General features: G+C 66.9%; 17 protein-coding genes. 10 read left to right on the forward strand and 7 right to left on the reverse strand.

Annotation, left to right across the window (positions count from 1 at the left end):
* Positions 1-16: 16 nt before the first annotated feature.
* Positions 17-1,084, reverse strand: coding sequence for an alanine dehydrogenase (gene ald, locus LVB87_RS12290; protein ID WP_232898246.1), 1,068 nt, complete (start codon positions 1,082-1,084; stop codon positions 17-19).
* A gap of 161 nt (positions 1,085-1,245) precedes the next feature.
* Between ald and trxB the strand changes: the two genes are divergently transcribed.
* From trxB to infA, 4 genes are all read left to right on the forward strand, one after another.
* A complete protein-coding gene (gene trxB, locus LVB87_RS12295; RefSeq protein ID WP_232898247.1) occupies positions 1,246-2,199 on the forward strand; it encodes a thioredoxin-disulfide reductase in 954 nt (317 codons plus the stop codon).
* 19 nt (positions 2,200-2,218) lie between these two features.
* Positions 2,219-3,343, forward strand: a complete 1,125-nt coding sequence (locus LVB87_RS12300) for a GNAT family N-acetyltransferase (protein ID WP_232898248.1) — start codon at positions 2,219-2,221, stop codon at positions 3,341-3,343.
* Positions 3,340-4,071: a leucyl/phenylalanyl-tRNA--protein transferase gene (gene aat, locus LVB87_RS12305; RefSeq protein WP_232898249.1), complete on the forward strand. Its 732-nt coding sequence runs from the start codon at positions 3,340-3,342 to the stop codon at positions 4,069-4,071. Before LVB87_RS12300 ends, aat begins: the two co-directional genes overlap by 4 nt.
* Before the next feature lie 92 nt (positions 4,072-4,163).
* Positions 4,164-4,382, forward strand: a complete 219-nt coding sequence (infA, locus tag LVB87_RS12310; RefSeq protein ID WP_036168934.1) for a translation initiation factor IF-1 — start codon at positions 4,164-4,166, stop codon at positions 4,380-4,382.
* Positions 4,383-4,450: 68 nt separating this feature from the next.
* On the opposite strand, the gene clpA is transcribed toward infA, so the two are convergent.
* Together clpA and clpS are read right to left on the reverse strand one after the other, a co-directional pair.
* Positions 4,451-6,721 carry an ATP-dependent Clp protease ATP-binding subunit ClpA gene (gene clpA, locus LVB87_RS12315; RefSeq protein WP_232898250.1) on the reverse strand — a complete coding sequence of 757 codons (2,271 nt, stop codon included), beginning with the start codon at positions 6,719-6,721 and terminating at the stop codon, positions 4,451-4,453.
* A 112-nt stretch (positions 6,722-6,833) separates the two neighbouring features.
* Entirely contained in the window at positions 6,834-7,160 is a 327-nt protein-coding gene (clpS, locus tag LVB87_RS12320) for an ATP-dependent Clp protease adapter ClpS (protein ID WP_232898251.1), read from the reverse strand.
* A gap of 85 nt (positions 7,161-7,245) precedes the next feature.
* On the opposite strand from clpS, the gene LVB87_RS12325 reads away from it, so the two are divergent.
* The 4 genes from LVB87_RS12325 (at position 7,246) to acnA (ending at position 12,415) form a co-directional block, all read left to right on the forward strand.
* Positions 7,246-7,707 carry an NUDIX hydrolase gene (locus LVB87_RS12325; RefSeq protein WP_232898252.1) on the forward strand — a complete coding sequence of 154 codons (462 nt, stop codon included), beginning with the start codon at positions 7,246-7,248 and terminating at the stop codon, positions 7,705-7,707.
* An 11-nt stretch (positions 7,708-7,718) separates the two neighbouring features.
* A complete protein-coding gene (mnmA, locus tag LVB87_RS12330; RefSeq protein ID WP_232898253.1) occupies positions 7,719-8,876 on the forward strand; it encodes a tRNA 2-thiouridine(34) synthase MnmA in 1,158 nt (385 codons plus the stop codon).
* Positions 8,873-9,493, forward strand: a complete 621-nt coding sequence (gene hflD / locus LVB87_RS12335) for a high frequency lysogenization protein HflD (protein ID WP_232898254.1) — start codon at positions 8,873-8,875, stop codon at positions 9,491-9,493. The genes mnmA and hflD overlap by 4 nt, the downstream gene beginning before the upstream one ends.
* A gap of 147 nt (positions 9,494-9,640) precedes the next feature.
* Positions 9,641-12,415, forward strand: coding sequence for an aconitate hydratase AcnA (gene acnA, locus LVB87_RS12340; protein WP_232898255.1), 2,775 nt, complete (start codon positions 9,641-9,643; stop codon positions 12,413-12,415).
* Positions 12,416-12,465: 50 nt separating this feature from the next.
* Here the strand turns inward: acnA and LVB87_RS12345 are convergent, their stop codons facing one another.
* Positions 12,466-12,894 carry a nuclear transport factor 2 family protein gene (locus LVB87_RS12345; protein ID WP_232898256.1) on the reverse strand — a complete coding sequence of 143 codons (429 nt, stop codon included), beginning with the start codon at positions 12,892-12,894 and terminating at the stop codon, positions 12,466-12,468.
* Between the two features lie 127 nt (positions 12,895-13,021).
* Here LVB87_RS12345 and LVB87_RS12350 point away from each other — a divergent pair, with 127 nt between their 5' ends.
* Complete coding sequence (locus LVB87_RS12350) at positions 13,022-14,704, forward strand: long-chain fatty acid--CoA ligase (protein ID WP_232898257.1); 1,683 nt, start codon at positions 13,022-13,024, stop codon at positions 14,702-14,704.
* 222 nt (positions 14,705-14,926) lie between these two features.
* Positions 14,927-15,799, forward strand: a complete 873-nt coding sequence (locus tag LVB87_RS12355) for a crotonase/enoyl-CoA hydratase family protein (RefSeq protein WP_232898258.1) — start codon at positions 14,927-14,929, stop codon at positions 15,797-15,799.
* A 40-nt stretch (positions 15,800-15,839) separates the two neighbouring features.
* Here the strand turns inward: LVB87_RS12355 and LVB87_RS12360 are convergent, their stop codons facing one another.
* From LVB87_RS12360 to LVB87_RS12370, 3 genes are all read right to left on the reverse strand, one after another.
* Positions 15,840-18,011: a response regulator gene (locus tag LVB87_RS12360; protein WP_232900553.1), complete on the reverse strand. Its 2,172-nt coding sequence runs from the start codon at positions 18,009-18,011 to the stop codon at positions 15,840-15,842.
* Positions 18,011-19,087 carry a two-component system response regulator gene (locus LVB87_RS12365; RefSeq protein ID WP_343223389.1) on the reverse strand — a complete coding sequence of 359 codons (1,077 nt, stop codon included), beginning with the start codon at positions 19,085-19,087 and terminating at the stop codon, positions 18,011-18,013. Before LVB87_RS12365 ends, LVB87_RS12360 begins: the two co-directional genes overlap by 1 nt.
* A 114-nt stretch (positions 19,088-19,201) precedes the next feature.
* Positions 19,202-19,573: a PilZ domain-containing protein gene (locus tag LVB87_RS12370; protein WP_232898259.1), complete on the reverse strand. Its 372-nt coding sequence runs from the start codon at positions 19,571-19,573 to the stop codon at positions 19,202-19,204.
* Positions 19,574-19,616 lie beyond the last annotated feature (43 nt).

A 19,616-nucleotide genomic window follows, 5' to 3' on the forward strand; every position in this document is an offset into this window, starting at 1 on the left:
GGGCCTTGATCCTACGTCAAACTTTCATGTCCTGCAGCGCCGGATGCACGATCTTGCCGCCTTCGACGTTGATGCCGCGGACGAGGGCTTCATTGGAACGCCAGTTACCCGAGGCCAGCTTGTTGACCCACGGCAGGATGGCCGCGCAGATGGCCTGCGAGCTGGTCTGCGGCACGGCGCCCGGCATGTTGGTCACGCAGAAGTGGGTCACGCCCTCTTCCACGTAGGTCGGTTCCTTCCAGGTGGTCGGACGCGAGGTTTCGAAGCAGCCGCCCTGGTCGATCGAGATGTCCACCACGACGCTGCCGTCCTGCATGCCCTTGAGCATGTCGCGGGTCAGCACGTGCGGGGCGCGGGCGCCGGTGACGAGCACGGCACCGACCACGAGGTCGGCCGAGGCCACTTCGCGCGCGACGACGTCGGCGTACGGGTACAGCGTGGTCACGTTGTTGCCCAGCTGCATCATTTCTTCCATGCGGTCCTGGCGCATTTCGAACACGACCACGTTCGAACCGCCTGCCGCGGCGAGCTCGGCCGAGGCGCGGCCGGCCTTGCCGCCGCCGAACACCACGACCTTGCCGCGTTCCGTCGACGGCAGGCCGCCGAGCAGCTTGCCCTTGCCGCCTTCGGGCTGGTGCAGCAGGTGCGTGCCGACCTGCACCGCGATCTTGCCGGCGATCACCGACATCGGCGCCAGCAGCGGCAGGTCGCCGTTGGGCAGCTCGACGGTTTCGAAGGCGACGCCGGTCAGGCCGATGTCGAGCAGCTGGCGGGTGAGCTTCGGTTCCGCGGCCAGGTGCAGGTAGCAGAACAGCAGGTGGTCCTTGCGCAGGTGCTTCAGGTCGCCCTCAATGGGCTCCTTGACCTTCACGATGAGCTCGCCCTTCTCATAGAGCGACGCGGCGTCCGGCGCGATCTTCACGCCGAGCTGCGTGTACTGCTCGTCCTTGAAGCCGCTCTTCAGGCCCGCGCCCTGTTCCAGCCACACTTCGTGGCCGCGCTTGACGAGGTCGCCCGCGGCGGCCGGCACCAGTGCAACGCGGCCTTCGAGGGTCTTGGTTTCCTTGGGTACGCCGATCCGCATGTCTGTTCTCGATTCTCTGCGTGTGGGGGACGGCGCGTTGCGCGCCTTGTGTTGTCGCGGGGGCGTCGCCATGCTGTTGCGCTCACGCAACCGGTGGCGGCCCGCGCCGGACGCGAATCTTACGCGAAACCGGCTCTCCACCGAACTCTGGACACCCCTGCATGACCTCTGCAAAGCATTGCCGCTTGCTCATCCTCGGCTCGGGCCCCGCTGGCTGGACCGCCGCGGTCTACGCCGCGCGCGCCAACCTCAAGCCCGTCCTCATCACCGGCCTTGCGCAGGGCGGCCAGCTGATGACCACGACCGAAGTGGACAACTGGCCCGGCGACGCGCACGGCCTGATGGGCCCGGCCCTGATGGAGCGCATGCAGGCGCATGCGGAGCGCTTCGACACCGAAGTGATCTTCGACCACATCCACACCGCCGACCTGTCGCAGCGTCCGTTCCGCCTGAAGGGCGACACGGGCGAATACACGGCCGACGCGATCATCATCGCGACGGGCGCGACGGCGAAGTACCTGGGCCTGGAATCGGAACAGAAGTTCATGGGCCGCGGCGTCTCCGCCTGCGCCACGTGCGACGGCTTCTTCTTCAAGGACATGGACGTGGCAGTGATCGGCGGCGGCAACACCGCGGTCGAGGAAGCGCTGTACCTGGCCAACATCGCGCGCAAGGTCTACATCGTGCATCGCCGCGACACGCTGCGCGCCGAGAAGATCATGCAGGATAAGCTGTTCGCCAAGATCCAGTCCGGCAAGATCGTGCCGGTCTGGCACCACACGGTGGACGAGGTGATCGGCAACGACGCCGGCGTGACCGCCCTGAAGCTCAAGTCCACGCAGGACGATTCCACCAAACAGATCGACATCCACGGCCTGTTCGTGGCGATCGGCCACACGCCGAACACCTCGCTGTTCGAAGGCCAGCTGACCATGCACAACGGTTACCTGGAAATCCGTTCGGGCCTGTCGGGCATGGCCACGCAGACCTCGGTGCCGGGCGTGTTCGCCGCCGGCGACGTGGCCGACCAGGTCTACCGCCAGGCCGTCACTTCCGCCGGTTTCGGCTGCATGGCCGCGCTGGACGCCGAGAAGTACCTCGACAAGGAAGGCTGAGGGTGCGCGGGGGTCGTCGATGAAAGCGCGCATCGTTGGCGCGCTGTCCGACATCCCCGCTTCCCAATGGGATGCGCTGCACGACGGGGCGCATCCCTTCATCGCGCATGCCTTCCTCGAAGGGCTGGAATCGCAGGGCTGCCTGCGCGCGAGTTACGGGTGGACGCCGCGCCACGTCGTGCTGTTCGACGACGATGTGCTCGTCGCGGCCGCGCCCGGTTACGCCAAGCGCAATTCGCACGGCGAATTCGTCTTCGACCACGCATGGGCGCATGCCTACGCGCAGCACGGGCGGGACTACTTTCCGAAGTGGTTGGGCGCTGTGCCCTACTCGCCCGTCACCGGGCCGCGCCTGCTGGCGCGTGACGCGGCGAGCCGACAGGCCTTGCTCGAAGCCATCCTTGCGCATGTGCGCGCCAACGGATGGTCCTCGGCGCACATCAACTTCCATCGCGAGGACGAGTCCGCCGCCTTCGACGCCGCATGGATCCCGCGCATCGACATCCAGTACCACTGGGAGAACCGCGGCGCGTGGCCAGATTTCGAGGCCTTCCTCGCGGCGATGGACCACAAGCACCGCAAGAACATCCGGCAGGAACGGGCGAAGGTCGCGCGATTCGGAATCAGGATGCGCGTGGTCCACGGGGATGAGGCGAGCGAAGCGGACCTGGCCGCGATGCACGCCTTCTACCTGCAGACCTTCCGCGAGTACGGCAACACGCCGGCGCTGACGCTCGACTTCTTCCGCCACCTTGCGCGCACGATGCCGCGTGCGCTGGTCCTGTTCTTCGCCGACCTCGGCGGCGAAACCGTCGCCGGCGCGATGTGCCTGCGCGGCCACGACACGCTGTACGGGCGCTACTGGGGCGCGAGCGTCCTCGCGCCCGGCCTGCATTTCGAGACCTGTTACTACCAGGGCATCGACTATTGCCTGCGCGAAGGCCTGCGCCGCTTCGAACCGGGCGCGCAGGGCGAACACAAACTCGCGCGAGGATTCCTTCCCACGCGCACGCATAGTCGCCATTGGATCGCCGATCCGGAGTTCGCCTCCGCGATCGCACAGTGGTGCGCGCAGGAGACTGCTTCGGTGCGCCGTTACGAGGCGGCCCTCGCGGCGCATTCCCCGTTTCGCGTGGGCGCATGACGATGCGCATGCCCGTCGTCCTCGATGACACCTACGTGTTCCCGCCCGCCGAGCGTGCGCTCGAGGAACCCAACGGCTTGCTCGCCGTGGGCGGGGATCTGTCGGCACCGCGCCTGTTGGCCGCCTATCGCGCCGGCGTGTTCCCCTGGTACTCGCACGGGCAGCCGATCCTGTGGTGGACGCCGGATCCGCGCATGGTGTTCGCCACCGACGGCGTGAACCTGTCCTCGCGCTTCCGTCGCGGGCTGCGCAACACCCAGTGGGAGGTGCGCGCAGACACCGCGTTCGACGCCGTGGTCGACGCCTGCGCGCACATCCCGCGCGCCGGGCAGCGCGGCACCTGGATCACGCCCGCGATGCGGCGCGCCTACAACGCCCTGCATCGGCTCGGGCACGCGCACAGCATCGAGGTGTTCGACGATGGGCGCCTCGTGGGCGGGTTGTACGGCGTATCGGTGGGAACGATGTTCTTCGCCGAAAGCATGTTCAGCGCCGAATCGGGCGGATCGAAAGTCGCCCTCGCCGCCCTCGCCCATCGCCTGCACGCGTGGGGCTGGCCCCTGATCGATGCGCAGGTGGAGAACCCGCACCTGGTCTCGTTGGGGGCGCTGGCGCTGCCGCGGGCCGGATTCCTGGAAAGGATCGCCCCACTGGTGGAGACCCCCGAACCGCCCGGCGCATGGACCACGCGTTTCGGAAGCCTGGAAGCCTCCGCCCTCGCTCGCTGAACCGGCCGCTTTGCCGGAGGCATGGCCGCCATGCCAGAATGCGCGACTTTGCGGGCGGCCCGACGCCGCCCCGCCACCGATTACAGGACAGCATGGCCAAAGACGACGTCATCGAGTTCGAGGGTACGGTCACCGAAACCCTCCCGAACACCATGTTCCGGGTGAAGCTCGAGAACGGCCACGAGATCATTGCCCACATCTCCGGGCGCATGCGGAAGAACTACATCCGCATCCTCACCGGCGATAAGGTCAAGGTCGAAATGACCCCCTACGACCTGACCAAGGGTCGCATCACTTATCGCATGAAGTGATCGACGCAAGTCATTGAAAGAAAAAGGCGACCCGCAGGTCGCCTTTTTCGTTTCCGGCGTTTGCCAGATTACACGGTGACCGGTAGCAGCTTCTCCGGCTCCGGCGAGGCCTCCACTCGGAGCTCGCCTTCCACCACGTCGATGCTGACCCGGCCGCCGCCCACCAGCTTGCCGAACAGCAGTTCGTCCGCCAGCGGCCGCTTGATCTTCTCCTGGATCACGCGCGCCATCGGGCGTGCGCCCATCAGCGGGTCGAAGCCGTGCTGCGCCAGCCAGTCGCGCGCCGCCGGGGTGGCCGACAGCGTGACGTTCTTGTCGTGCAGCTGCACCTCGAGCTCGATCAGGAACTTGTCCACCACGCGCAGGATGTGGTCGAAGCCCAGCGCCTGGAACTGCACCACCGCGTCGAGGCGGTTGCGGAACTCCGGACTGAAGCTGCGGCGGATGATTTCCATCGCATCGGTGCTGTGGTCCTGCTTGGTGAAACCGATCGTGCGCCGCGAGGCCTGCGCCGCGCCGGCATTCGTGGTCATCACCAGGATCACGTTCTTGAAGTTCGCTTCGCGCCCGTTGGTGTCGGTGAGCACGCCCCGGTCCATGACCTGCAACAGGATGTTGAAGATGTCCGGGTGTGCCTTCTCCACCTCGTCGAGCAGCAGCACGCAGTGCGGCGTCTTGACGATCTTCTCGGTGAGCAGGCCGCCCTGGTCGAAGCCGACGTAACCCGGGGGGGCGCCGATCAGGCGGCTCACCGAGTGCGGTTCCATGTATTCGGACATGTCGAAGCGCACGAGTTCGATGCCCAGCTGCAGCGCGAGCTGGCGCGTCACTTCGGTCTTGCCCACGCCGGTCGGGCCGGAGAACAGGAAGTTGCCGATTGGCTTGTCCGGATTGCCCAAGCCGGAGCGCGCGAGCTTGATCGCCGAGACGAGCGTATCGATTGCCGGATCCTGCCCGAAGATCACCATCTTCAGGTTGCGGTCCAGGTTCTTCAGCACGTCCTTGTCCGATGCGCTGACCTGCTTGGTCGGGATGCGCGCCATCTTGGCGACGATGTGCTCGATCTCTTCCACGTCGATCAGCGACTTGCGCACGGCGGCGGGCAACAGGCGCTGGCGCGCACCGGCTTCGTCGATGACGTCGATGGCCTTGTCGGGCAGCAGGCGATCGCCGATGTGCTTCACCGACAGGTCGACCGCGGCCTGCAGCGCTTCGTCGGCGTAGACCACGCCGTGGTGCGATTCGTAACGCGGCTTCAGACCGTGAAGGATTTCCACGGTTTCGCCCACCGTCGGCTCGACGATGTCGATCTTCTGGAAGCGCCGCGCGAGCGCGCGGTCCTTCTCGAAGATGCCGCGGTATTCCTGGAACGTGGTGGACCCGATGCAGCGCAGTTCGCCGGAGGCGAGCACGGGCTTGATCAGGTTCGAGGCGTCCATCGTGCCGCCCGAGGCGGAACCGGCGCCGATGATCGTATGGATTTCGTCGATGAAGAGGATCGCGCCCGGATGCTTCTTCAGTTGCGCGAGCACGGCCTTCAGGCGCTTTTCGAAATCGCCGCGGTACTTGGTGCCGGCCACGAGCGCGCCGAGGTCGAGTGCGTAGATGACGGCATCGGCCAGCACTTCCGGCACGTTACCTTCGACGATGCGCTTGGCCAAGCCTTCGGCGAGCGCGGTCTTGCCCACGCCGGCCTCGCCCACGTAGAGCGGGTTGTTCTTGCGGCGACGGCACAGCACCTGGATGGTGCGCTCGACTTCATCGGCGCGGCCGACCAGCGGATCGATCTTGCCGGCGAGCGCGAGGTCGTTGAGGTTGGACGCGAACTCGGCGAGCGCATCGCCCTTGTGTTCGCCGTCCTCGCCCTGCTTCGACTCGTCCTGGCCCTGCGAATCCTCGCCCTCGCCCTGGCGCGTGATGCCGTGCGAGAGGTAGTTCACGACGTCCAGGCGCGTGACGTCCTGCTGGTTGAGGAAATAGACGGCGTGCGAATCCTTCTCGCCGTAGATCGCCACCAGCACGTTGGCACCGGTGACTTCCTTCTTGCCCGAAGACTGCACGTGGTACACGGCGCGCTGGAGCACGCGCTGGAATCCGAGCGTGGGTTGCGTGTCGCGCCCGTCGTCGTCCGCGAGCTTGGCCACCGAGGTTTCGATGGCTTTGTCCAACTCGTGGCGCAGGCGGGGGAAATCCGCGCCGATCGCCTTCAACACGGCCTCGGCGGACGGGTTGTCGAGCAGCGCGAGAAGCAGGTGCTCCACGGTCATGAACTCATGACGGGCTTCGCGAGCCCGCTTGTAGCACTGGCCGATGGTCTGCTCGAGATCTTTACTGAACATGTTGCGATGGCCTCCGACGTCTGGCCCTGGTTGATGCCCCCGACATGGGGACGTGATTCAACCCTTTCCAGAGGCCAACGCGAGGGCGACTCGACAGCGGCCTGTGTTTTGTTTACGCCTTTTCCATCGTGCAGAGCAAGGGGTGTTGGTTGACCCGTGCGTACTCATTCACCTGGGCCACCTTCGACTCTGCGACGTCGCGCGTGAACACGCCGCACACACCCCGGCCGCGCGTGTGCACGTGCAACATCACCTGGGTCGCCTTTTCGAGGTTCATCGCGAAAAACCTCATCAAAACGTCCACGACGAAGTCCATCGGCGTGTAATCGTCGTTGAGGAGCAGGACCGAATACAGCGGCGGGCGCGCCGTTTCGGGCTTGCTGGTTTCGACCATCGCGCTGTGGTCGTTGTGAACATCGTGTTCGTTCTTGCGTGCCATGGCGCGGGATTATACGGAGGCGCCCGCGGAAGGCGGCCCCGCCGCCGTCGTGGACGCCCCGCCCGCCGGCCCGCACAATGCGGCCATGAGCTACCGCGAAGGCCGTTTCTGGCAACCCGATGTCACCGTCGCCACGGTCGTGGTGCGCGACGGGCGCCTGCTGGTCGTGGAAGAACGCGTGAACGGCGCGTTGGTGATCAACCAGCCCGCCGGCCACCTGGAACCCGACGAAAGCCTGGTGGATGCCGCGTTGCGCGAAACGCGCGAGGAAACGGGCTGGGACGTCCGCCTCACCGGCTTCATCGGCGCGTACCAATGGAAGGCGGAGAACGGCCGCCACTACCTGCGTTTCGCGTTCGCCGCCGAGCCCGAACGCCACGATCCCACGCGTCCCCTGGACACCGGCATCGAACGCGCCGTGTGGATGACACCCGCCGAACTCGACGCCATCCGCGACCGCCATCGCAGCCCGCTGGTGTGGCGCGTCGTGGCCGACCACCTCGCGGGCCGTCGCCATCCGTTGTCGATGGTGCAGCAACTCGCCTGAGCGTTCCGAAGATGGAGGCACACCGTTCCATTCGCACCGTCGTCGGCATGTCCGGCGGCGTCGACTCGTCGGTCGCCGCGCTGATGTTGCGCGAGGCGGGCGAGCCGATCGCGGGACTGTTCATGCAGAACTGGGCCGACGACGGCAGCGGCGACTGCCGCGCCGACGAGGATCGCCGCGATGCGGTGGCGGTGTGCGGGCGACTGGGCATCCCGATCCACTTCCGCGATTTCTCGCGCGAATACTGGGACGGCGTGTTCGCCCACTTCCTCGCCGAATACGCCGCGGGCCGCACGCCCAACCCGGACGTGTTGTGCAACCGCGAGATCAAGTTCAAGCACTTCCTCGACGCGGCACATGCGCTGGGCGCCGAACGCATCGCGACGGGCCACTACGCGCGCGTCGAACATTCGAACGGACGCGCGCGCCTGCTGCGCGCCGCCGACCGCAACAAGGACCAGAGCTACTTCCTGCACCAGCTCGGCCAGGCGCAACTGTCGTCCACGCTGTTCCCGCTCGGCCACCTGCGCAAGGAAGAAGTGCGCCGCATCGCGCAGGACGCCGCGCTGCCGACGCATGCGAAGAAGGATTCGACCGGCATCTGTTTCATCGGCGAACGCGACTTCCGCGAATTCCTCGCGCGCTACCTGCCCGCGAAGCCCGGCGAGATCCGCGACCCGCAGGGCCGCGTCGTGGGCGAACACCCGGGCGTGTTCTTCTTCACGCTGGGGCAGCGCGAAGGCCTGCACATCGGCGGCGTGCGCGGCCGCGAGGCGGCACCGTGGTACGTGGTGGCCAAGGACGTGGCGCGCAACGTGCTCGTGGTGGACCAGGGCAGCGACTCGCCCTACCTGCAATCGAACACGCTGCTGACCGAAAGCGCACACTGGATCGCGGGCGCGCCACCCGCGGCGCACTTCGCCTGCACGGCGCAGACCCGTTACCGCCAGCACGATGAAGCGTGCACCGTGCGGGTGCGCGATGATGGGTCCCTGGATGTCGCGTTTTCGCGCCCGCAGCGCGCTGTCACGCCGGGACAATCGCTGGTGTTGTACGACGGCGAGGAATGCCTGGGCGGCGCGGTGATCGCCCGCACCGACGCCCCGCTGGAGGCCGCGACGCCGGAAGGCGCATTGCAGACCCCGCTTCAGGAGAGCCACCCCGCATGAGCTTCATGGACGATCGCGTGCTTGCCCTTGCCGGCATGGTGCAGGCCCTGCGCCAGGTCCGGCGCATCGCCGAGACCGGCGAGGCGGACAACGCCGTGCTCGGAACCGCCACCGACAGCGTGTTCCGCATCGATGCCGCCTCACCCGAAGAGGTCTACGGCCACGCCGATGCGCTCAAGCCCGGCATGCAACTGCTGCTCGACTATTTCTCCAACAGCGGCGGCGATGCGCGCGACGACCTCCTGCCCCGCCTCGCGCTTGCCGTGATGCAGCTCGAACGGCGCTTCGCGCGCGAAGACGCCACCGCAAAGAAAGTCCACGAAGGCATCCTCGCGCTCGCGCCCACCGCCGAGCGGCTCGGCAGCACGCACCCGGACGTGTTGAACGCACTGGGCAGCCTGTACTCCGACACCGTCAGCCACCTGCGTCCGCGCGTCATGGTCCAGGGCAATCCGCATTACCTCGGCCAGGCCGCGATCGTGTCGGAGATCCGCGCCGTGCTGCTCGCCGCGCTGCGCTCGGCCGTGCTCTGGCGCCAGCTCGGCGGGAGCCTGTGGGATTTCGTGCTCCGCCGCCGCGCGCTGGTGGGCAGCGTGCAGTCGCAACTGCGGCTTTGACGCACGCATAGCCCGTTCGTTGGGGCGCCGAGGTGGGCGGGAAGGCCCCCGATCCGGCATAATTGACAGGCTTTACAGCGCCCCTTCCGCGGCCCTGGCCCGGAAGCCTCGCGCGCACCCCACCCCGCACGCACCACGGAGCCAAGCATGGCCGACTCCTTCGCCACCCGCGCCCAACTTGATGTCAACGGCAAGTCCCTGACCTATTACAGCCTGCCGCGCCTCGCGCAGCGCTTCGACCTGGCCAAACTGCCCTTCTCGATGAAGATCCTGCTGGAGAACCTGCTCCGCCACGAAGATGGCGTGACGGTCACGGCCGAACACATCGAAGCGGTCGCCACCTGGGACGCAAAGAGCGAAGCCGAAACCGAAATCGCGTTCATGCCGGCACGCGTGGTGCTGCAGGACTTCACCGGCGTGCCCTGCGTGGTCGACCTCGCCGCGATGCGCGATGCGGTGACCAAGCTCGGCGGCGACGCCTCGCGCATCAATCCGCTGATTCCGTCCGAACTGGTCATCGACCACTCGGTGCAGGTCGACGTGTTCGGCCGCGCCGACGCACTGGACCTCAACGGCAAGATCGAATTCGAGCGCAACATGGAGCGTTACAGCTTCCTGCGCTGGGGCCAGAAGGCCTTCCACAACTTCAAGGTCGTGCCGCCGAACACCGGCATCGTGCACCAGGTGAACCTCGAAAACCTCGCGCGCGTGGTCGTCGAGCGCGACGTGCAGCTGCCCGACGGCAGCACCGAAGCGCAGGCGTTCCCGGACACCGTGTTCGGCACCGACTCGCACACCACGATGATCAACGGCATCGGCGTGCTCGGCTGGGGCGTCGGCGGCATCGAAGCCGAAGCGGCGATGCTCGGCCAGCCTTCCTCGATGCTCATCCCGCAGGTCGTCGGCTTCAAGCTCACCGGCAAGCTGCCCGAAGGCACCACCGCCACCGACCTCGTGCTCACCGTCACGCAGATGCTGCGTGCGCTCGGCGTGGTCGGTAAGTTCGTCGAGTTCTACGGCGACGGCCTGCAGCACCTGCCGCTCGCCGACCGCGCGACGATCGCCAACATGGCGCCGGAATACGGCGCGACCTGCGGCATCTTCCCGATCGACGCCGAAGCGGTGAACTACCTGCGCCTGTCGGGCCGCAGCGAAGCGCAGATCGCCTTGGTGGAGGCCTACGCGAAGGCGCAGGGCATGTGGCATGACGCCAACACGCCGCACGCCACGTACTCGGCCACGCTCGAACTCGACCTGTCGGACGTCAAGCCCTCGCTCGCCGGCCCGAAGCGTCCGCAGGACCGCGTGCTGCTCGAGAAGGTGAAGGACAACTTCCACGCCAACCTCGAAGGCCTCACCGCCAGCCGCACCGCGAAGAAGACCGAAGTCGTGCGCATGGATGCCGAAGGCGGCGACCAGCCGCAGGCCGAGCATCTCGCCGCCAAGCCGAAGTCGAAGATCCGCATCGCCGACCAGGATTGCGAACTCTCCGACGGCTCGGTCGTGATCGCCGCGATCACCTCGTGCACCAACACCTCCAACCCCGCCGTGATGCTCGGCGCCGGCCTGCTCGCGCGCAACGCGGTCAGGCTGGGCCTGAAGGTCAAGCCGTGGGTGAAGACCTCGCTCGGCCCGGGTTCGCTGGTCGTCACCGATTACCTCAAGAAGGCGAACGTGCTCGGCGACCTGGAGAAGCTCGGCTTCTTCGTCGTCGGCTACGGCTGCACCACGTGCATCGGCAACTCCGGCCCGCTGCCGGATGAAGTGTCCAAGGGCATCGCGGAGAACGAACTCGTCGTGGCGTCGGTGCTCTCGGGCAACCGCAACTTCGAAGGTCGCGTGCATCCGGAAGTGAAGATGAACTACCTGGCCTCGCCGCCGCTGGTGGTCGCCTACGCGCTCGCCGGCACGGTCGACATCAACCTCGACGTGGAGCCGCTCGGCAAGGATGCGAACGGCAAGGACGTGTTCCTGCGCGACATCTGGCCGAGCAACAAGGACGTCGGCGACACCATCGCCGCTACCGTGGGTCCGGAGCTGTTCGCTAAGAACTACGCCGACGTGTTCAAGGGCGACTCCCGCTGGAACCAGATCGCGTCGCCGGAAGGCGAGTCGTACAAGTGGGACGGCGGTTCGACGTACATCAAGAACCCGCCCTACTTCGACGGCATGACGATGCATGTCGGCAACATCTCCGACATCCACGGCGCGCGCGTGCTCGGCCTGTTCGGCGACTCGATCACCACCGACCACATCTCGCCGGCCGGCAACATCAAGAAGGATTCGCCGGCGGGCCGCTTCCTGCAGGAACGCGGCGTGCAGCCGGTCGACTTCAACAGCTACGGCTCGCGTCGCGGCAACGACGACGTGATGGTGCGTGGCACCTTCGCCAACATCCGCATCAAGAACCTGATGTTCGGTGGCGAAGAAGGCGGCAACACGCTGTTCTTCGACAAGGCCGGCCGTCCGGGCGAGAAGATGGCGATCTACGACGCCGCCATGAAGTACAAGGCCGACAAGACCCCGCTCGTCGTATTCGCCGGCAAGGAATACGGCACCGGTTCGTCGCGCGACTGGGCGGCGAAGGGCACCAACCTGCTGGGCGTGAAGGCGGTCGTGGCCGAGAGCTTCGAGCGCATCCACCGCTCGAACCTGGTCGGCATGGGCGTGCTGCCGCTGCAGTTCATGGACGGCGAGAACGCGAAGTCGCTGGGCCTGACGGGTTCGGAGACCTTCGACATCGTCGGCCTCGACGATGGCAAGTCGCGCACGGCGACGGTCGTCGCGCGCGGCGGCGACGGCGAGAAGAAGTTCCAGGTGCGCGTGCTGCTGCTGACGCCGAAGGAAGTCGAGTACTTCCGCAACGGCGGCATCCTGCACTACGTGCTGCGCCAGCTGGCTTCGAAGAAGACGGCGGCGTAAGCGATCGCTTCAGGTGAAACGAAAAGGCGGCCTTCGGGCCGCCTTTTTTGTCATAGCTTCGGCGTCCACTCCGCAGAAAGCAAAACCCACTCATCCCCATCCTGCCGCCACGTCGTGGTCACGTAGTACACCTGCCCGTTGTCCGGCAACAGCCCACCGCCACCGCCCGTCAACGCGGCAGTGAACTTCACCGTCGCCCCGCCCTGCTGCATCGCGACGTCCAGCGGCCCCAGCGTCATACCGACATGCTTGTTGCGCAGGAACACCATCCGCGCCATGCGCCCGGCGTCCTCCCGACCCATCCCGTTCGGCCCGATGAAATCGGGCGCGATGCCGTCGGACAACGCACCTGCGTCGCGTTCGCTCACCGCCTCCTGCATCTGCGCGATGTTGCGCCGCAACGCCTCTTCCGGCGCCGCATGCTTGCAACCAGCGAGCAGCAACAACGCCAAGGCCACCACCGACAGGAATCTCGCCACCGAATTGGCTCCGAAGGATGCATGCACACCCTAGCGCGCCGCCTTGCCAGCCCCTAGTGCCTATGCTCCAATCGACCGATCCGTACGGCGCCGCATCGGCGCCACAAGCGATATATGGGGAGATCGCATGGCATCCGAGCGTCCTTGGCTGGCCAGTTATCCGGCAGGGGTTCCAGCCGAAATCGACGTCGATGAATTCGGCTCGATCGTCGATGTCCTGCAGACCTCGCTGCAGAAGTTCCGCGACCGCCCCGCGTTCGCGAACCTGGGCAAGACGCTCACCTACGCCGAAGTCGATCGCCTGAGCCAGCAGTTCGCGGCCTACCTGCTCGGCGAGCTCAAGCTGAAGAAGGGCGATCGCGTCGCGATCATGATGCCCAACTGCCTGCAGTACCCCATCGCCACCTTCGGCGTGCTGCGCGCGGGCCTCACCGTCGTCAACACCAATCCGATGTACACGGCGCGCGAGCTCAAGCACCAGCTCGTCGACTCCGGCGCGAGCGTGCTGCTCGTGCTCGACAACTTCGGCGACGTGGTCCAGGAAGTGCTCGCCGAGACGCAGGTCAAGCAGGTGATCACCACGGGCCTGGGCGACATGCTCGGTTTCCCGAAGGGTGCGGTCGTCAACTTCGTTCTGCGCCACATCAAGAAGATGGTGCCGCCCCATGACATCCCGGGCGCGATCCGCTTCCGCGCCGCGCTCACGCTCGGGCAGCTGCATCCGCTGCAGCAGGTCGAGATCGATCCGCAGGATCTCGCCTTCCTGCAGTACACCGGCGGCACGACGGGCGTTGCGAAGGGCGCGATGCTCACGCACCGCAACCTCGTGGCGAACATGCAGCAGGCCGCCGCGTGGGTCGGCGTCAACGTGCGCATGGGTGAGGAAGTCATCATCACCGCGCTGCCGCTGTACCACATCTTCGCGTTGACGGCGAACGGCCTGGTCTTCATGAAATTCGGCGGCCTGAACGTCATGATCACCAATCCGCGCGACATGCCGGGCTTCGTCAAGGAACTGAAGAAGACCCCGTTCACCGCGATCACCGGCGTCAACACGCTCTTCAACGGGCTGCTCAACACGCCGGGCTTCGACACCATCGACTTCTCGCGCCTGCACCTCACCCTCGGCGGCGGCATGGCCGTGCAGCGTGCGGTGGCCGAGCGCTGGAAGAAGGTCACCGGTTGCACGCTGGTGGAAGCCTACGGCCTGACGGAAACCTCGCCGGCGGCGTGCATCAATCCAATGGACCTGGCCGAGTACAACGGCGCCATCGGCCTGCCCGTCCCCTCCACCGATGCCTGCCTGAAGGGCGACGATGGCCAGGTGGTCGCGCACGGCGAAGTCGGCGAACTGTGCATCAAGGGCCCGCAGGTGATGCGCGGCTACTGGCAGCGCCCGGACGAGACGGCGAACGTCATCGACGCCGACGGCTGGCTGCACACTGGCGACATGGCGAAGATGGACGACAAGGGCTTCTTCTTCATCGTCGATCGCAAGAAGGACATGATCCTGGTGTCCGGCTTCAACGTGTATCCGAACGAAGTCGAGGATGTGATCGCGATGCTGCCGGGCGTGCTCGAAGTGGGTGCGGTCGGCGTACCGGACGAGAAGTCCGGCGAGGCGGTCAAGGTCGTCATCGTGCGCAAGGACCCGAACCTCACCGCCGAGGAGGTGAAGGCCCACGCCAAGGAAAACCTCACCGGCTACAAGCAGCCCAAGTACGTCGAGTTCCGCAACGAGCTGCCCAAGACCAACGTGGGCAAGATCCTGCGTCGAGAGCTGCGCGGCCCCACCCCGCCGCCGGCCTGACGGCCGCGGCTTCGGGGCCTGCAGCCCCGCCTGCAAGAAACGCGCCGCATAGCGCGCACAGTGCGGATCGATCTCGATCCGCTACCGCTCGTCGCCCTGTGACTTGCACCCCTTGATTTTTCACCCCGACTCCACCTTCACGCGGGTGTAGCATCCCCCGCGTGGGCGATTGCCCGTCTGCCGCCCACCCCTGTTCTGCGGACGGGTTCAAAGGGGAACAACATGAGCAACATCGAGAAGCTGCAGCGCAGCCTTCGTTACCCCACGCTGCGCGTGGAAGCAGAACCCTCCGGTGCCTGCCACTGGCTCTACATGCACGCCGATGCGTCCTCCGGCATCCGCCCGTGCTTCCGTACCGAGCTGATGGACGAAATGTGGCGCTACCTCAACAGCATCACCCTGCCCAAGGGCCAGCGCCGTCCCGGCAACCTGCGCCACGTGGTCATCGCCTCGGACGCCCCCGCGTTCAACCTCGGCGGAGACCTGGAACTGTTCGCGCGCCTGATTCGTGAAAACAACCGCGAACAACTCCTCGCCTACGCGCGTCGCTGCGTCGATGGCGTGCACCACATCCACAGCGGCCTCGGCGGCGACGTCCGCACGATCGCGCTGGTCCAGGGCGATGCGCTCGGCGGCGGCATGGAACTGGCGCTGTCGTGCCACACCATCGTGGCCGAAGAGGGTTCGAACATGGGCCTGCCGGAAGTGCTGTTCGGCCTGTTCCCGGGCATGGGCGCCTACTCCTTCCTGTGCAAGCGCGTCTCCCCGCAGCAGGCGGAGAAGATGATCCTCAGCGGCGACATCTATTCGGCCGAAGACCTGTATCGCATGGGCGTCGTCGACATCCTGGCGAAGAAGGGCGAAGGCCCGGCCGCCGTGCAGGACCTGATCCGCACGCAGCAGCGTTCGCCGCACTCGCACCTCGCGCTGAACCAGGTGCGCCAGATCGCGCAGCCGGTGGGCTACGACGAGCTGATGGGCATCACCGAAGTGTGGGTGGACTCCGCGCTGGCGCTGGGCGATCGCTCGCTCAAGACCATGGACCGCATCGTCCGCGCGCAGGAACGCCGCTCCGGCGCCGAAGTCGCTGCCTGATCGAAGCTGCTGATGGGGAAGTTCGGCGGAACGCCGGATTTCAGATGTTTTCGTTGTCGCGCGCGGCCTTGTGCCCGCGCGCGTCCAGCGCAGCGCGCCCCTGCGCCATGCGCTCACGCAGTGCGGCCAGTCGCGGCCGCCATTCGCGCGTGAGCTGCCACTCGGGCAGGCGCATCCATTCGCTGCTGGCCGCGGCCACGCGGATCAGGCCGAGGTTGCTGGAGACCCCCTTGAGCGCGTGCGCATGGTCGCGCACCGCCGCCCACTCGCCCGCCTCGCCGGATTTCTCCAGCGACACCAGGCAGCCCTCGGCGTCGCGCAGGCACTGCGCGATGAACTCGCGCACGAAGGTCTCGCCCATGCCGAGCGCACCCAGTTCCTCGAGCACGCCGGGGTCGAAGTCCTCGTCGCCGACCGGCAACTCCACGCGCGCGCTGATCGGCTGCACGTTGCTCGCCTGGCCGCTGATCGCCACTTCGGCGAGTGTGTCGAGCAGGCGCGCGACCACCACCGGTTTGGGCAGGAACGCCCGCGCGCCGGCCTGCGCGCATTGCTGGATGGCTTCGGGCGTGACGTCCGCCGTGAGCACGATCACCGGCGTGCGCTTGCCGCCACCGGATTCCATCACCCGCAATTCGCGCAACAGGTCCAGGCCGCTGACGCCCGGCATGTGCAGGTCGACGATCGCTGCGTCGTAGTTGTTCGCGGCGAGCGCATCGAGCACCTGCTCGCCATCCTCCACGCTCACCACGCGATGCCCCGCCTTCTGCAGCAGGCGTTGCAGCACCATGCGGTTGGCCGCGTGGTCGTCGGCGATCAGCAGTTCGAGCGAGCGCACGCGCGCGCGATGGCGCAGGAACGGATCGCCGAAGGCGATGACGTTGGCCGCCGGCTCCTGGTTGAAGGCGACTTTCGCTGCCGCTTCGCGCGGTGCTTCGGCAGGTGCGGTCGCTTCGGCGACGCGATCGAACGGCAACTCCACCCAGAACCGACTGCCGCGACGCTCGGAGCTTTCGAACCCGATGCTGCCGCCCATCGCTTCGGTCAGGCCCTTGGCGATCGTGGTGCCCAGGCCCGTGCCGCCGTAGCGGCGCGACAGCGAGACGTCCGCCTGTTCGAAGGCTTCGAACAAGCGCGCACGCGCCGCCGCGGGAATGCCGATGCCCGTATCGATGACCGTGAAACGCAAACGCACGCGCGCGTCTTCGGCATTGGCGATCGCCACTTCCAGGCGCACCGAGCCTTCGTCGGTGAACTTGATCGCGTTGCCCGCCAGGTTGATCAGCACCTGGCGCACGTGGCCCGCGTCGCCGACCACGCGCTCGGGCACGTCGGGCGCAATGGTGGACAGATACTCGATGCGTTTGTTGCGCGCCGTCGGCTGCAGGATCGCGCCCACGCCTTCCAGCAGCTCCGGCAGCGAGAACTCGACGGTGTGCAGCTTGAGCTTGCCCGCTTCGATCGCGGAGATGTCGAGCACGTCCTCGACCAGCGACAGCAGCGAGCGCGCAGAGGCCTGGATCGTGTTGAGGCACTCGCGCTGTTCGGCGTCCAAGCGCGTGGTGGCGAGCAGCTCCGACATGCCCGCCAGGCCGTTGAGCGGCGTGCGGAACTCGTGGCTCATGTTCGCGAGGAACCGGCTCTTCGCCTCGTTCGCCTTGCGTGCCGCTTCGGTCGCGCGCGTCAGTGCGCGCAGCAGGCCCGACAGATACAGCGGCACCGCGATCAGGCCCACCAGCAGGCCGATGCCGAGGCTGCGGTTGGTGTGCCAGTAATCGCTGAAGAGCAGCGTGGCGCCGAAGCTCGTGACCGCGCCCATCACCGCGAAATAGAGATAGCGATTGCCGAAGCGCAGGCCGTTGCCGACCGTCACCCACATCAGGATCACGTAGACCCAGGCGAGCGGCTCGCCCATGCGGACCATGGCCAGGCCCATCAGGCCGTAGTCGGAGACCATGCCGATCGCACGGCGCACGTGCGACACGCCCGGCTTCGCCACGATGCCGAGCACCAGGCCCAGGCCGATGGCGAAGCCCGTGGCGACCATGAACAACACGTCGCGATATTGCGAGAACGGTTCGTCCGGATCCGGGCCGCGCACCAGCAGGTACACCAGCACCACCGACAACACCGCCAGGCGCACCAATGCCTGGCCGTGCTCGCTGTCGGGCCGGTTGGAGAGTCGTTGCCGGAGCGTGGCGAACGCCACGATCACGCCTCCAGGGCCGGCCGTGCGCTGACGGTGGAGAAGCGCAGGCAGATGTCGTCCACGCGATCGCGCGCACGCACCAGCACTTCGACGCAGCGCGGATCGAACAGGCGGCCGCGCTGCGCGTACAGGTACGCAAGCGCCGCATCGATCGACCAGGCTTCCTTGTACGGACGCGGCGAGATCAACGCGTCGAAGACATCCGCCACCGCGACGATGCGCGCTTCCAGCGGAATCGCCTCGCCCATCAGGCCGTCCGGATAACCGCTGCCGTCGTAGCGTTCGTGGTGGCGCAGCGCGACGGTGGCGCCGGTCTGGATGAAACGGCTCTGGCTGCCGCTCAGCAGCTCGTGCCCGATGCGCGGATGGCGGCGCATGATCGCGATTTCCTGCTCGGTGAGCGGGCCGGGCTTGAGCAGGATCGCATCGGGGATCGCGATCTTGCCCATGTCGTGCAAAGGCGCGGCGAGTTCGATCAGGCGCGCTTCTTCTTCGCTCAGGCCGAGGCCTTCGGCGATGAGGCCGGCGATATGCGCCATGCGTTCGAGATACGCACTGGTGCCGATGTCGCGGTATTCGATGGCGCGCGCCAGGCGCGAGAGCGTTTCGCGTTCGCGCTCTTCCACCTCGTTCATGCTTGAAAGCAGGCGTTGCTCGAGCGAGAGCGCACGCTGCTTCACGGTCTCCGCCTGCTGGCGCAGGTGCAGCAGGTTGCGGCAACGCGCACGCAGTTCGCGCGGGCGCACGGGCTTGACCAGGAAATCGATGACGCCGGCTTCCAGCGCGGCCTGGCGCACGGGTTCGTCGCCGACCACGGTGACCAGCACGATCGGCACGTCGCGATGCACCGGCGGGCGGCGGAAGCGGCGCGCGAATTCGAGCCCGTCCATGCCAGGCATGCGGTAGTCGAGGAGCAGCAGGTCGGGCCGGTTGCTCTCGCACCAGGCCAATGCCGCGCTCGGGTCGCCGAAGTCGTGCACGGCCAGCTCGGGACCGATGTCCTCGAGGATGTGGCGCAACATTGTGCGCGCCGAGGTCTGGTCGTCGACGATGACCACGTTCACTTCATTAACCCGCATCGAGTGGCGCCCCCTGGAGTCCTTCCTCGGCGTTGGGCGGCAGCATACCCCGCACTTGCGGGAGGAAGCACGAAATCACGGTGGAAAACGCGATCGCGTCCGCAACGAAACGACTCAATTTCCGACCACCGGTTCGCGGGCGCCGCCCCGCAGGGTCCCATGGCGCGCCAGGACCTGTTCGAAGGCCCTGGCCAGGCGGTCGGGCATCGGGGCGAAACGCACGCCCACGGTCGTGGCGTCGATGCGGGCCACGCGGGCCAGCAGGAACAGGTCGATGCCTTCCTGGCCCGGGCCGCAATGCAGTTCGACCTCGAGCGCCTGCCCCACCCGGAGGTTGAACCCGGGCGGGCGCGGCAGGTTGAGACCGGTGATCGAGACATCGCCCAAGGGCGCCCGCCAGTCCCCGTTGGGGTCGCGGATGACGGCCTCGCCTTCCAGCGAGACACGGGAGCGTCGAAAGTCGGCTTGGGCCATGAGCTGCGTCATGACCGTGTGAACGCGGCGGCGGGCGCGGTCCGGCCGCCCCGCC

The sequence above is a fragment of the Lysobacter sp. KIS68-7 genome, from assembly GCF_021284745.1.
In the GTDB taxonomy this organism is placed as follows: Bacteria; Pseudomonadota; Gammaproteobacteria; order Xanthomonadales; family Xanthomonadaceae; genus Noviluteimonas.

Coding starts and splice junctions, on each gene's coding strand:
- ald (WP_232898246.1), bottom strand. CDS start 1,084: ATGCGGATCGGCGTACCCAAGGAAACCAAGACCCTCGAAGGCCGCGTT.
- trxB (WP_232898247.1), top strand. CDS start 1,246: ATGACCTCTGCAAAGCATTGCCGCTTGCTCATCCTCGGCTCGGGCCCC.
- LVB87_RS12300 (WP_232898248.1), top strand. CDS start 2,219: ATGAAAGCGCGCATCGTTGGCGCGCTGTCCGACATCCCCGCTTCCCAA.
- aat (WP_232898249.1), top strand. CDS start 3,340: ATGACGATGCGCATGCCCGTCGTCCTCGATGACACCTACGTGTTCCCG.
- infA (WP_036168934.1), top strand. CDS start 4,164: ATGGCCAAAGACGACGTCATCGAGTTCGAGGGTACGGTCACCGAAACC.
- clpA (WP_232898250.1), bottom strand. CDS start 6,721: ATGTTCAGTAAAGATCTCGAGCAGACCATCGGCCAGTGCTACAAGCGG.
- clpS (WP_232898251.1), bottom strand. CDS start 7,160: ATGGCACGCAAGAACGAACACGATGTTCACAACGACCACAGCGCGATG.
- LVB87_RS12325 (WP_232898252.1), top strand. CDS start 7,246: ATGAGCTACCGCGAAGGCCGTTTCTGGCAACCCGATGTCACCGTCGCC.
- mnmA (WP_232898253.1), top strand. CDS start 7,719: ATGGAGGCACACCGTTCCATTCGCACCGTCGTCGGCATGTCCGGCGGC.
- hflD (WP_232898254.1), top strand. CDS start 8,873: ATGAGCTTCATGGACGATCGCGTGCTTGCCCTTGCCGGCATGGTGCAG.
- acnA (WP_232898255.1), top strand. CDS start 9,641: ATGGCCGACTCCTTCGCCACCCGCGCCCAACTTGATGTCAACGGCAAG.
- LVB87_RS12350 (WP_232898257.1), top strand. CDS start 13,022: ATGGCATCCGAGCGTCCTTGGCTGGCCAGTTATCCGGCAGGGGTTCCA.
- LVB87_RS12355 (WP_232898258.1), top strand. CDS start 14,927: ATGAGCAACATCGAGAAGCTGCAGCGCAGCCTTCGTTACCCCACGCTG.
- LVB87_RS12365 (WP_343223389.1), bottom strand. CDS start 19,087: ATGCGGGTTAATGAAGTGAACGTGGTCATCGTCGACGACCAGACCTCG.
- LVB87_RS12370 (WP_232898259.1), bottom strand. CDS start 19,573: ATGACGCAGCTCATGGCCCAAGCCGACTTTCGACGCTCCCGTGTCTCG.